Here is an 11,685-nt window from a genome sequence, read left to right on the forward strand (position 1 = left end):
CCCCATGACCTATCTGGAACAGTTCAATACCGGCCTGGGCATGATTGCGGGTGCTGCCACGGCCGCCCGCCGCGACCTGGAGCAGGTCGCCGCGCCGGTGGACAAGGCGATGCTGCATATTCGCAGTGGCGTGGCTGCGCTCGAAGGCCTGCCCGGTGTCACCCCCGAAGCGGCAGCAAAGCTCAAGCGCGTCACCGATGGCATCGTCCGCGCCCAGGGCAAGCTGCAGGACGGGGTGAAGAAAGCCCAGGCCGAGCAGGAAAAGCTGCAGAAGAACCTCGACAAGGCCAGGCAAGTGGCGGCCGAGGTCAACGCGCACGTGGAGAAGCTGGGCGAAGAGATCAACAACGCCGGCCAGGCGGTGAACAAGGTGCTGGGCAAGATCGATCCGCGCCTGAAGGACATCCTGCCCAGCTCGGTGTTGACGCCTCGGCTCGATCCCTCCGAGCAGATGTGCAAGGTGCCGCAGCACCTGCTGATCATGACCCCGTTGAAGTCGACCGAGCAGACCTACTACTTCAACGTCGACACCACCGGCTTCCATCGCCTGACCCGCACCAGCAGCTACGCCTGGAAGGACCAGGCGCGACTCGGCCGGCGCAGCGCGCAGCAGAGCGTCGGCCTGGGGCCGGAAACGCTCACGCTCAATGGCGTGGTGATGCCGCTGTTCATCCGTGCCGGCGACACCTCGCAGCGCGTCGGCTGGAACCAGCCGCGGACGCTGCGTGACATTGCGGCGTTGAGCGAGCCGGTCCATCTGGGTACCGGCCGCGGCGATGACCTGGGCAATTGGTGCCTGACCAAGATCACCGAGACGCAGGAAGCGCTGTTCGCCAATGGCGTGCCGCGTCAGCAAACCCTTGACCTGGAGTTCACCCGCTATGGCGACGACGATAGTCAGAAGCGCTGACGGCGACCTGCTGGACCGCCTCTGCTACCAGCGCTACGGGCATCTCAATGGCTGCGTGGAAGCCGTGCTCGATGCCAATCCCGGACTGGCCGACGAGGCTCAGCCTCTACGAGCGGGCGTGATCATCCGCCTGCCGGAACAGGTCGTGCCTGCAGACCAGGGCGTGCGCTTGTGGGAGTGACCATCGGCATTCGCTTCAGCAACCAGGCCCCGCTCCGGCGGGGCCTTTTCATTCGGGGTGGCCTATGAAACCTGCCTTTCGCATCAGCGCCGACGGCGCGGACATCACGGCGTTGGTCAGCGACCGCTTGATCGAACTGCAACTGACCGACAAGCCTGGGCTGGAATCGGACACCTTCCAGATCACCATCGATGACCGCGATGGCGCCGTCACGCTGCCCCGGCGCGGCGCGGCGCTGGAAGTCTTTCTCGGCTACGACGGCGCGCCGCTCACGCGCATGGGCCGATATGTGGTGGATACGCTTACCTACAGCGGTATGCCGGACAGCCTGGTGATCAAGGGCAAGAGCGGCGACATGCGCGGCCAGGGCAAGGCCGCCCGCAGTGGCAGCTGGGAAGGCATGAGCCTGGCGAGCGTGGTAGCAGATATCGCGGCGCGCAATGGCTGGCGTGCGGCGTGCAATGTCGAGACGCTGATCGCGCGCATCGACCAGATCCGCGAATCCGACTTCAACTTCATCACCCGGCTGGCCCGGCAGTACGACTGCACCGCGAAGCTGGCCAACAACAGCCTGCTGGTGCAGCCGCGCCAGTCTGGCCGCAGCGCCAGTGGGCAGGCGCTGGAGATACCGGTGCTGGGGCGCGGGGACGTGGGCTCGTTCCGATTTACCCTGGATGACCGCAAGGTGGTGGCGGCGGTGAAAGTGCCTTATCGGGGGGCAGACGGCGTGCAGAAGCAGGTGCGTGTGCCCAATCCGGACGCTCCCTCGCAAGTCGCCGCGGAGCATTGCGACCGCCATCCGCAGCCGGACGAGGCGGCCGCCCGGCGTCTCGCTGCTGCACGGCTGGCCGAGTTCAATCGCAACAGCGCCGAAGTGCAGCTCGACATGCCCGGTCGTGCCGATCTGTTCGCCGAACTGACTGTTGATCTGAAGGGCTTCAAGGCCGGGCTCGATGGTCGCTACCTGATCGACTCGGTCACCCAGCATTTTTCCGCCGGTGGCTGGACCACTACGGTGCAGTGCAATGGCGGGGCGCAGGGCAAGGGCAAGGCGGGGGAGGGCGGTTGACATGCTTATGGACGAACGCCAGCTGCTGCTGATCCTGCCCAACGCCCGCCCTGTCGCGGGCGTTTTTTTGCCGGTACTGGATACCGCCATGGCGGACTTCGGTATCGATACGCTGCCGCGCATTGCTGCCTTCATCGCCCAGGTGGGCCACGAAAGTGCGCAACTCACCCGTTGCGTGGAAAGCCTGACCTACAGTGCGCAGCGCCTGGCCATGGTCTGGCCCCGGCGTTTTCGCAGTGCCGACGGTTCGCCCACGGCATTGGCGCGGGAGGTTGCTTACCAGCCGGAACGGATCGCCAATCTGGTCTATGCCGGGCGCAACGGGAATGGCGACGAGGCGTCCGGCGATGGCTGGCGCTTTCGTGGGAGGGGCCTGTTGCAGGTCACTGGGCGGAGCAATTACCGCGCTGTCGGTGAAGGGCTCGCGCAACCCTTTGTGGCCCGCCCGCAGCTGCTGGCAGAACCGCGCTGGGCGTGTCGTACCGCAGCGTGGTGGTGGCAGCGCAACGGGCTCAATGAGCTGGCCGATGGGGCGCGCTTCGAGGACATCACCCGGCGCATCAATGGCGGGCTGAATGGCCTCGAGGACCGTGCGAGGGTTTGGCGCCGCGCCCTGGAGGTGCTGGGATGAGCCGCTTCGGGTTGGTGCTGGGGCTGGCCGGCTTTCTGCTGGGTGGCTTCATTGGCGGCTGGCTGACGGCGCGTCTCTATGGCGGCCAGCTGGAAAGCCTGCGCCTGGAACAGGCGCGCTGCAGAGATGCCGGCGAGGCGCTGGAGTCGAAGCTGGTGCTGCAAAATGCTCAGGTCGAGGCGCTGGAGCAGTCTGCCCGCCAGCGTGCGGACTCCGCCGAGCGCGCGCTGGCACTCGCACGCGAACAGGCGCGGAGCCATGAAGTTGCTGCCAGTCGGCTGCTGCTGGAGCGCAGCGAAGGCGATGAATGCGTCGTGGTCCGTCAACTGATCGACCGGGAGCTGTTGCCATGAAGCTGCTGCGGGTTTTCCCCGTGCTGCTCCTGACGGGCTGCACTTCCATCGCGCCAGCGCCGGTGGAGGTGCGTGTTCCCGTCCCGGTACCGTGTCAGGCGCCGGTTGTCGAAACCCCTCGATTCGCCACCGCCGACCTGCGCCCGGCGGACGATCTGCAAACCAAGGTGCGTGCGCTGCTGGCCGAGCGGCAGCAGCACCTGGCCTACGAAACCCGCTTGCGTGCCGCCCTCGAAGCTTGCCGCTGAACCTTCCTACCTTCGTCGGCAGGGGCGCCGCGCTTATTGCGCTGGCGCCCGGCCTTGGGCTACTGTTCGGCCATCGCTAGGCGAGACCGCAACCGTGATCCACCGCACCCGCATCATCACCTCCCTCCTCAAGGCATTCGCCCGTTGGCGCTGGCGCGCCTGATTCCTTCTTTCCCGGCATAGCGCCGGTCTCTTCTTACGCGTCCATTTCTCCCATCCGCTGGCATAATTGCCAGATTCGCGCAGCCCGCGAGGCCGCAACGGGTGTCGACGATGGCGCGATCCGAAAGCAGTGCAATCATGAGGTTCGAGCAGACATGCTGCTGATGATCGATCAGCACGATTGATGTTCTCACCTATCCTCACTTGTTCCCCTTCTCCTACGGAGCGCCCTGTTTTCGCGGGCCTTACGTCCTCTTCTGTTCTCTTCAGTTCGCAGACATCCCCGTAAAATGCGGGTATCGTTGCGGGTATCAATGGACCGATACCCGCATACCCTCATGCCTCTCACAGATGTGAAGATCCGCCAGACGAAGCCTGGCCCTGACCCCATCAAGCTCACCGACGGCGGCGGCCTGCTCCTAGAGGTTCGCCCGAATGGTTCGAAGCTGTGGCGATACCGCTACAGACTCGCCGGCAAGGAGAACACCTTTGCCATCGGTGCCTATCCAGACGTGTCACTCTCGGAGGCGCGTGCGGAGCGCGATGAGGCCAGGGCTCTGGTGAAAGCCGGCCGGCATCCGTCACACGTCCGGCAGACCGAGAAGGCCAAGCAGCTGGCGGAGAATCGGAACACCTTCGAAGCGGTAGCCGAGGAGTGGATCGAGAAGCGTCTGAGCAAGCGAACGGACAAGTACCGTGACCAGATCCGCCGGGCCTTCCAGAAAAATGTCTATCCCCACATTGGCCGGCTGCCGCTGCGCGAGATCACCGCTGCGCACATCCTGGACATCATGCGGCGGATGGATGCTCGCGGCGCGCCGGCATATGCCCTGCAGGTGCGCCAGTGGATCTCGGCGGTGTTCTGTTATGGCGTGGTCACGCTGCGCGCTGATGCCGATCCTGCTGCGGCTGTGAAGGGCGCCGTCGAGCGAGCTGAAATCAACCATAGCCAGCCGATGTCGCGCGAGCAGTTGGGGGTCTACCTGGCGGCGGTCGACCAGTACAAAGGCTTCCGCGTCACGGTGATCGCCCTGCGCCTGCTGCCGATGCTGTTTACCCGCACTGTTGAGCTGCGCGCAGCGCGCTGGTCCGAGTTCGACCTGGACGATGCGCTGTGGACGGTGCCGGCGGAGCGGATGAAGAAGCGGCGCGTACACCTGGTTCCGCTCTCTGCTCAGGCAGTGGAACTGCTTCGGGAGCTCCGAACGATCACAGGCGGCGAACTGTTGTTCCCGGGGTTGAAGGACCCGGCGCGGCCGCTGAGCCCGACGACGTTGAACCGCGCGATGGAGTACATGGGGCTGACGGGATGGCACTGCCACGACTTCCGCGCGACCGCGAACACGCACCTGGAAGAACTGGGCAGCTTCCGCCCCCAGGTGATCGACGCGCAGATGGCTCACAAGGAAAAGGACAAGACGAAGAAGGCTTACAACCACGCCGCCTATATTGATGAGCGACGAATGATGATGCAGGCGTGGGCCGACTGGGTTGATGGCTGCCGGGCGATTGAGTAAAGGAGGGCGGACCTGTGCCGCCCTTTCTCCTACGAGGCCAGCCGCTCGCGTTTTCGCTCATCAAGCCAAGCCTGCACTTCCCGCTGCGACCAGCGCGACGCTCTGCCTAGCTTGACCGGCGCGGGAAAGTCCCCCGTCCCGATCATCCGGTAGATCGCTGTTCTGCCGAGCCCAACCTGGGTGCTCACTGCCTCGAATTTCAGCAGGTTGTCCACCTGGACGATGCCTTTCTGAGCGTCTTCCGCCATACCTACCTCCAGATTTCCCGCGCCACGATTTTACTGCGAGCCAGTTCGTGGCGCGCGCCATGTGTATTCATTGCTTTCCGATCTGCGGCCGCTTCGGCGCCGGGTCGACGTCGATGAACCCGCTTCCTTTGAAGTCGCCATCAGTTGCGCGCGCCATGTCCACTTCCAGTCGCGCGGTGGCATTCACCTCTCCGGCGACTGCCGCCACTGCTTTCGCCTGGTCGACTGAAAGCGACCCGTCCAGTACCCGCTCCATCGTCTTGCCCAGGATCTCCCTCAGTTCGTTCAGATTCTTCATCTCTCTCTTTCTCCAGTCGTTTCAACTTCGCCTTGAAGAAGCCGAGCGTTACAGCAGTGCTGTGTACTTCGCGCGGGTAGCGCACGATTGAATGGCGCCGCATCCGCTCAGCTTCGGTGATCATCTCGAGGTTGCTCGGGTCCAGGTTCTGGCTGTCCCCATCCCTGAACACGATTAGGTGTCCGGCGGGAATGGGCCCATGGAGTTCTTCCCACACAGCCCGGTGAGCAAGCTTCCAATCCCTTGTTTCCCCTGTGTCGGAGACCTTCCTGAACAGCTTCCCGCCTTGCATAGATTCCGTGCCGACCGGGACAGCGGTTGAGTTCCTATAGCCGCTATCCCGTTTGGCCTTCATGTGCTCGCTATGAGCACGATGAGCGGCCTTTCGGTCTGGGCTGTCGATCCTTTTGATGCCGAGGATTGCCGCTCTGGCGCGCAGGGCAGTTGAGGTCCTGCCGGTGATACGGCGCATCTCGGCCATTTCCATGCTCGGGTAGATCTCGCGTAACTGGTCCTCGTCTGGCTGCGTCCAAGGGCGCTTGCCCAGACCGAGGAAGCTGGCCCTGCTGACCACGGCGGACAGTGTCCGGCCGAGCGCCTGCGCAACCTGCTCGGCACCCATGGTGCCGTAGAGTTCGCGCAGACGATCATCGTCAGCTGGCAGCCAACGCTTCTTCACTTGGCCACCTCCGGTTTGCGCTCGATCACCCTGGTGCTGCCGTCGCTGTCGTGTACCGTCAGCCCAGGCCGGCGCGTGGAAACATTGCCGTTGCCGTCGACCATACGGACGGGCAGGCCATAGAGCGGGCCTCCAGGGGAAAACGGGTCAGGCATCTCCTCAGGATGCTCATCGAGGAAGATCAGCATCCGCTCTAGATAGCACTGGAAAAGCGGCCCATCCTTCCAGATGTCCTGGCCCCGGCGATGCGCAGCGCTATCTTCAAGCCCTGCCGCAAAGGCGATGTAGTCCAGGGCTCGGCCTTCATCCATTTCCTTTCGAATGCGGCCGCGGTGCGCTGGGTTTACCGCCAGTGCGTCACAGATGCCGGCCACACCGATCTCATGCTCAATTGCGGTTCCAGCACCTAGGAGCCACTGCGCGATCGCCACTTGCCCCTTTGTGCGCCTATCGACGCGGGTCTGGTGATTGGTTTTGGCGTTGTCGAGTTGCGCCTGCGTGAATGGGAGTCCGCGCTTCAGTCGGCGCTCAGTGGTGCGAAGACTGCGCCAGTCGATATCGGTCCAGGAGCGGTACTGTCTTGCGATACGTCGGCAGATCAGCAGGTTGCAGCGAAGCGAGAGCCCAGGCTTTTGCCATATCTCGATCGCTTTCTCGAAGTGTTCAGGCTTCATCAGCACGAGCAGAACCCTCCACTACCTTGATCGATATCGACAGGCCCGATGCCTCCGCGTACGCGGTCAGCTCGCCTATGGTGGTCTCGGCGCGCTGAAGCGCCTTGCCCAGGTCCTGCAGGCGCGCGCCAAGGAGGAACATGGGGCTGGCGAGCGCCTGTGCGCTTGCCGCCACATCACCGGCAATGCGGGCCGGCACGTGTGCATTCAGGGTCATAGGACGAACCTCTCTTGCCGCAGCGCTGGGGTTGCGGCGGTTGGGGTTGCTGGCTTGGGGCACGAGACCACCAGGGTGGTGCCGCGCATATCGATGGTGGGCTTGGTCAGGCGCCGCGCTTCGTCGCGCTGCTCGAGCGCCGCCTGGTAGAAGGCGAAGTTCGCGATCGCGGCGATGCCGAGCAGCCAGTGCCAGAACCAGTGGTTTCTGCTCATGGATTCGGCCCTCTGGCTACGCATACCGCGCAGGTGCGGTTGATCATCAGATGGCAGTAGCAGACGCCACGGCTCTTCAGATCAGTGATCGACTCCTCTTCCCTTGGATTGCAGGTGGTTGGTATCTGGTATTCAGAGCACGCCGGGCACTCCAGGCGGCAATTGCGCCGCCCGCTCCAAACCATCAGACGCCCGCATTCTGGACACTTGCAATCCTCAGACATCGCCCACCTCCAGGTCCGGCCGGGGGAAAATGTTCTGACCATCGGCCGCGTTTGCCTGGTAGACGTCGCTGTTACGATTGTCGCGGTCCTGCCAGAGGCGCACGCCCTCGGCCATAGCCTGGTCGTAGTCGGACGCATCGAAAATGTCCTCTGCGAACATCGGTCCATTGGCGCCGCACTCGTGGCAGTAGACGAAGGCCTCGACCGACAGGCCGTCGTCGCCGTAGCTGTCCAGGCGAGGAGCCGAGCCGAATCCCTGGGATGCCAGCTGCACGAAAGGTACAGGCGGCCCGCCGCAGAATCCGCAAGGCTTGAGCAGCACCAGGTCAGGCCCGTGCTCGCGGAGATCGGCAGCCACCCGCTCGATCTGGGCCGCGTGCTCCTCGGGCGAAGGCAGGTCCTGTCGACGGGGGGCTGACTGGCCAGCGGTACCGGTGATGATGTCGAAGATTCCCGGCTTGGGAGCCTCGCTGGCCGCAGCCCGATCGGCTATGTGTTGGTCGATCTTCTGCACCAAGGCCAGGCCGGCGCGAGCGCCTTGCCAGGGGCAGTTCTCGTCGACGTGATCCGGCTGGCTACAGATGCGACAGCAATCAGAAGCCCTCGCCGGATGGGGTTGCTCGCAGGGAACAAACTTGCGACGAACGTGTTCGCTACCAGGTTTAGCCGGTTCTGCAGCGGCGCCAGAGGCCCGGGTGCTTTGCTGCGCCCGTCCGCCGGAGTTCTCCAGGAATGCTGTTGTTATCTCGCGAATGCGGCGAAGCGCGGCCAGTGGTTCGCTCTGCCCATTGATCGCGCAGCTCTCGATGCAGATCAGAGCGCTTTCCAGACCGACAACGACACCCTCCAGCTTTTCGGAGTTCTCCACGTAACGCTCGACAGAGTCGATGAGTCCGCCGGCGGACTGTGCTGCTTTGCGCTTGTCCTCGATGGCGTTGCCATCTGCAATCTCAGCGATGACTGCTCCGCCACGCCCGATAGCTACCGCGGCACCTGACTGCATAGCGGGGCGCATGGCTTCGAAGTTCAGGCCGAGGCCTTCCTGCAGGACGATAGTGATGCGCTCCATGGTCACTCTCCCACAGCCTTGGGCAGGCGATCTTCGTCAGCGCCATGGATTCGCTCATAGACTTCCTGGCGGTGAACCTCGATGTCACGCGGCGCGGTAACGCCGATGCGAATCTGATTGCCGGTGATGCTGAGCACGGTGACTTCGATGTCATCGCCAATGCGGATGGTTTCTCCAGGGCGGCGGTTGAGGATGAGCATGGTTCCTTCTCCTTGGCATGGGTCCGGCAGGGCCGGCCCTTCAATGGGGCGTTACTTCACGCCGATGAATGGAAGGGGAGAGCCCTGCGCCATGTACTGCGGGAGCTTGCCGTCCCACTTCTCCACAGCGTTCAAGGTCACGACGTCGGGGTTGGCTCGCAGGGCCTGGGCGCGGATCTCGATAGCTTTCGCGTCGGCCTGGGCCAGGGTCAGCTTGGCGTCGGCTTCACCCTGCGCGCGGGCGCGCTCCTTGTCGGCCTCGGCCTTCGCCTGGGCGACCTCGTTGCGCCGCTGTTCTGCCATCTGGGTCGCCTGGATCTTCGCGTTCAGGCTCTGCGTTACCTGCGGCGGCAGCACCAGGTCGGAGGCGTAATAGATGCGCTCGACGTTCAGCCCGATGGGCGCAACCTGCTCACGCACGCGCTTCTCGACAGCCAGGAGCAAGTCGCTCTTGCCGGCGCCGTAGACGCTTTCGACCGGGAGCTTCGAGGCGATGTCGTTGAACGCATCGCGGACCATGTTGCGCAGGAACTTGTTGGTGATCTCGTCGATGCCAGCGCGATACTTCTGGAACAGCGCGGAGACCTTCTCCGGCGCGACCGAGTAAGTGATGCCAACGTCGCCGCCTACCTTCATGCCTTCAATGGTCTGGAAGGTAATGGCGCTCTCGCCACTCCAGGTCTCGGTCTGGGTGAAGGTGGGGAAGAGGTACAGGTCTTCGTTCCAGCCTACCCAGTAGCGACCGGTTCCCACCTCCTTCAGCTCGACACCCTTCTCGGAGCCGTAGAGGTTGACGATGACGCCGACATTGCCGGCTGGCACCTTGGAGCACGCCGTCAGGGCGGCGAGCATGCAGAGCAGGAGGGCGGTGGTGATCCGCTTCATTCGTGGTTCTCCGAGTTGGTGGTGCTGCTGTTGGCCGCCTGTTGGCGGAATCTGAGGAAGAGGTGCAGGCCGATGCAGCCGGAGGCGATCAGCCACACCGCCGGCACGAGGAACCCGAGACCTGCCTGCAGGGTGTCTTTGCTGCTGACCAGGGCCGGCGCGACTCCGCCGAGAAGTACTGCGCTCAGGGCCGCATAGAGCAGAGCGGCGAGGCAGATCAGGAACAGGCGGCCAGGCCGCATCAGGGTGTTACTCATGTCGTCTCCTTTCTCCGGGCAAGCCGATCCCCTGCCGGGCTGTTTGGCTTTCCGAAAGTCAGTGGTGGGTGTTCACCGGACTGCGCTCGATCAGGAGCGCACGCCGCTGATCACGCGGCTATGAGTCCTGCCTCCTCGCTCCGTCGCGAGGTCTGGCGCAGCTCGCTCTTGCGCTCCGGCGGGCGGCGGTCACGACGAATGGGGTCGTCATCGAGGATCGGGTGGATTGCGGCCATGCCGGCCAGCAGCATGACGCAGGCTGGTGCGATGATCTGGCGGCGGAAAGCCTCCAGCACCAGGCCGCGGACGGTCTTGGCGCCAAGCTTGAAGCGCGCGTCATCGAGGCGCTTCTGTACGGTTCCGGGGGAGATGCCCATCACTCGCGCGATTTCCTTCGCGCTCATCTCGTCGGCGGCGAGCAAGGTCGCCTCCAGCTCACGGGGCGCGAGGCCCATGCCGAGGGTGCCTTTCCATTTGCCGGTGTTGATAGTGGTGGTTTCCATGAGTGCTCTCCTTCGTTGCGCTTGAAATATGGGCGTACTCATATTTCCTGTCAAGGGGAATACTCATATTTTTGAGCAAAAAAAAGCGAGGCGACAGATGGCCTCGCTTCGGAGCGTCATTCAAACCAAGCGTGGGCGCCCCTTGTGTCGAACGGTGGACCACCAGAACACCCATCCCAGAACTGTCAGGTTCTGTTCTCTGAGTTGATCGCTCGTGTACTCCTCGTCTTCAAACTCCTCACGATTGAAGCTTCGAAGTCGAATGCCGCCTCCTGGCAGTCGATACACGAACTTAACCCTCAGCATTCCGTCATGCTCCAGAGCGTAGATCTCACCATCGATTATCTGCGTACTGGAGGTGTCAACGCCGATCGTGGAGCCGTCCATTATCAGTGGCTCCATACTCTTGCCTACCAGTTGGGTACAGATCGCGGCCCCTGGGTCGACGCCTGCCGCGCGAAGAGTGGCATAGGAGAATCGTAACTTCCGGCCATAAACGGGCTGGACGGTACTGCGCCCGCTACCTGCCGCCATTTGTACCTCGCGAAACAGAGGCAGCTCCGCATCATCTGCTGCAAGGCTTGTGGAGTCATCCCACCCGTCCACCTGGCCGAGATAGGTCGCTTCGGAGGTTCTCTCACTGGCTTCGGCTAGCGAGACGATAGTTCCGTTTGATGCGAGCATTTCTCCGCTGCCGTTCTCAAGCCACAGGGCATTCACACCACAAACGCTAGCGATGCTTGCGTTGTAGCTGGTGCTCTGAGACTTGCCTCGCTCCAGGTTAGAGACCGAGGTCTGGTCAATGCCCACTCGCTGGGCCAGTTCGGCCTGAGTTAGGCCTGCATGTTTTCTCGCCTTCTTCAGGCGCTCGCTGTATGTGCTCATACCGAAATTCTCAGGAGTTTGCTCATACGATTGCAAATGGGAGTTGTCATGGGCTACCGTAGGGGAAAACTCATATTGAGGCGACCCGTGAACGAAATTTATGAGCGCCTGGTTAAGCACTTCGACACCCAGGAGCTTGCTGCTGCGGCCCTGAAGGTTGATCAGTCGACGGTCTCTGGCTGGATTCGCGGTCGCTGGAAGATGTCACCCAGAGTAGCCGTTCGAGCTGAAGAGGCGACCGGTGGGCTCTTCTCGCGCCG

General features: G+C 63.2%; 18 protein-coding genes and 1 pseudogene. 7 read left to right on the plus strand and 12 right to left on the minus strand.

The genetic code is table 11. The features are described from left to right. The first annotated feature begins 4 nt into the window (after window positions 1–4). The 7 genes from ACKI1H_RS07790 (at window position 5) to ACKI1H_RS07820 (ending at window position 5,071) form a co-directional block, all read left to right on the plus strand. Window positions 5–910: a phage tail protein gene (locus ACKI1H_RS07790; RefSeq protein ID WP_440468066.1), complete on the plus strand. Its 906-nt coding sequence runs from the start codon at window positions 5–7 to the stop codon at window positions 908–910. Then, window positions 882–1,091: a tail protein X gene (locus ACKI1H_RS07795; RefSeq protein ID WP_138525623.1), complete on the plus strand. Its 210-nt coding sequence runs from the start codon at window positions 882–884 to the stop codon at window positions 1,089–1,091. Before ACKI1H_RS07790 ends, ACKI1H_RS07795 begins: the two co-directional genes overlap by 29 nt. A 64-nt stretch (window positions 1,092–1,155) precedes the next feature. Continuing rightward, on the plus strand, window positions 1,156–2,160 hold the full coding sequence (locus tag ACKI1H_RS07800; protein ID WP_138525624.1) for a phage late control D family protein: 1,005 nt from the start codon (window positions 1,156–1,158) through the stop codon (window positions 2,158–2,160). Window position 2,161: 1 nt separating this feature from the next. Beyond that, a complete protein-coding gene (locus tag ACKI1H_RS07805) occupies window positions 2,162–2,791 on the plus strand; it encodes a glycoside hydrolase family 19 protein (RefSeq protein WP_440468067.1) in 630 nt (209 codons plus the stop codon). After that, window positions 2,788–3,144 carry a hypothetical protein gene (locus ACKI1H_RS07810; RefSeq protein ID WP_440468068.1) on the plus strand — a complete coding sequence of 119 codons (357 nt, stop codon included), beginning with the start codon at window positions 2,788–2,790 and terminating at the stop codon, window positions 3,142–3,144. The genes ACKI1H_RS07805 and ACKI1H_RS07810 overlap by 4 nt, the downstream gene beginning before the upstream one ends. Further along, window positions 3,141–3,392 (plus strand): hypothetical protein, encoded by a 252-nt coding sequence (locus tag ACKI1H_RS07815; protein ID WP_440468069.1) that lies wholly within the window; start codon window positions 3,141–3,143, stop codon window positions 3,390–3,392. The genes ACKI1H_RS07810 and ACKI1H_RS07815 overlap by 4 nt, the downstream gene beginning before the upstream one ends. Window positions 3,393–3,892: 500 nt before the next feature. Continuing rightward, on the plus strand, window positions 3,893–5,071 hold the full coding sequence (locus tag ACKI1H_RS07820; protein WP_440468070.1) for a tyrosine-type recombinase/integrase: 1,179 nt from the start codon (window positions 3,893–3,895) through the stop codon (window positions 5,069–5,071). A gap of 29 nt (window positions 5,072–5,100) precedes the next feature. On the opposite strand, the gene ACKI1H_RS07825 is transcribed toward ACKI1H_RS07820, so the two are convergent. From ACKI1H_RS07825 to ACKI1H_RS07880, 12 genes and pseudogenes are all read right to left on the minus strand, one after another. Next, complete coding sequence (locus ACKI1H_RS07825; protein ID WP_440468071.1) at window positions 5,101–5,319, minus strand: helix-turn-helix transcriptional regulator; 219 nt, start codon at window positions 5,317–5,319, stop codon at window positions 5,101–5,103. A gap of 67 nt (window positions 5,320–5,386) precedes the next feature. Continuing rightward, window positions 5,387–5,617 (minus strand): hypothetical protein, encoded by a 231-nt coding sequence (locus ACKI1H_RS07830; RefSeq protein ID WP_440468934.1) that lies wholly within the window; start codon window positions 5,615–5,617, stop codon window positions 5,387–5,389. Window positions 5,618–5,726: 109 nt separating this feature from the next. After that, window positions 5,727–6,239: pseudogene (locus ACKI1H_RS07835) on the minus strand (HNH endonuclease signature motif containing protein); the annotation flags it as partial. 53 nt (window positions 6,240–6,292) lie between these two features. Continuing rightward, the gene (locus tag ACKI1H_RS07840) at window positions 6,293–6,976 is read right to left on the minus strand and encodes a hypothetical protein (protein WP_440468072.1); all 684 of its coding nucleotides are present in this window, start codon (window positions 6,974–6,976) and stop codon (window positions 6,293–6,295) included. Next, window positions 6,960–7,187, minus strand: a complete 228-nt coding sequence (locus tag ACKI1H_RS07845; protein WP_440468073.1) for a hypothetical protein — start codon at window positions 7,185–7,187, stop codon at window positions 6,960–6,962. The genes ACKI1H_RS07840 and ACKI1H_RS07845 overlap by 17 nt, the downstream gene beginning before the upstream one ends. Next, complete coding sequence (locus ACKI1H_RS07850; RefSeq protein ID WP_440468074.1) at window positions 7,184–7,402, minus strand: hypothetical protein; 219 nt, start codon at window positions 7,400–7,402, stop codon at window positions 7,184–7,186. Before ACKI1H_RS07850 ends, ACKI1H_RS07845 begins: the two co-directional genes overlap by 4 nt. A 216-nt stretch (window positions 7,403–7,618) precedes the next feature. Beyond that, complete coding sequence (locus ACKI1H_RS07855; protein WP_440468075.1) at window positions 7,619–8,695, minus strand: hypothetical protein; 1,077 nt, start codon at window positions 8,693–8,695, stop codon at window positions 7,619–7,621. Window positions 8,696–8,697: 2 nt separating this feature from the next. Continuing rightward, window positions 8,698–8,895, minus strand: coding sequence for a carbon storage regulator CsrA (gene csrA / locus ACKI1H_RS07860; protein WP_440468076.1), 198 nt, complete (start codon window positions 8,893–8,895; stop codon window positions 8,698–8,700). Between the two features lie 51 nt (window positions 8,896–8,946). Beyond that, window positions 8,947–9,780 (minus strand): prohibitin family protein, encoded by an 834-nt coding sequence (locus ACKI1H_RS07865; RefSeq protein WP_024762902.1) that lies wholly within the window; start codon window positions 9,778–9,780, stop codon window positions 8,947–8,949. Further along, complete coding sequence (locus tag ACKI1H_RS07870) at window positions 9,777–10,037, minus strand: hypothetical protein (protein ID WP_440468077.1); 261 nt, start codon at window positions 10,035–10,037, stop codon at window positions 9,777–9,779. The genes ACKI1H_RS07865 and ACKI1H_RS07870 overlap by 4 nt, the downstream gene beginning before the upstream one ends. Before the next feature lie 110 nt (window positions 10,038–10,147). After that, the gene (locus ACKI1H_RS07875; protein ID WP_440468078.1) at window positions 10,148–10,540 is read right to left on the minus strand and encodes a response regulator transcription factor; all 393 of its coding nucleotides are present in this window, start codon (window positions 10,538–10,540) and stop codon (window positions 10,148–10,150) included. A 120-nt stretch (window positions 10,541–10,660) separates the two neighbouring features. Beyond that, window positions 10,661–11,425, minus strand: a complete 765-nt coding sequence (locus ACKI1H_RS07880) for a LexA family transcriptional regulator (protein ID WP_440468079.1) — start codon at window positions 11,423–11,425, stop codon at window positions 10,661–10,663. Between the last annotated feature and the right edge of the window lie 260 nt (window positions 11,426–11,685).

Source organism: Pseudomonas sp. YH-1 (assembly GCF_051990045.1).
Classification (GTDB): domain Bacteria; phylum Pseudomonadota; class Gammaproteobacteria; order Pseudomonadales; family Pseudomonadaceae; genus Pseudomonas; species Pseudomonas nicosulfuronedens.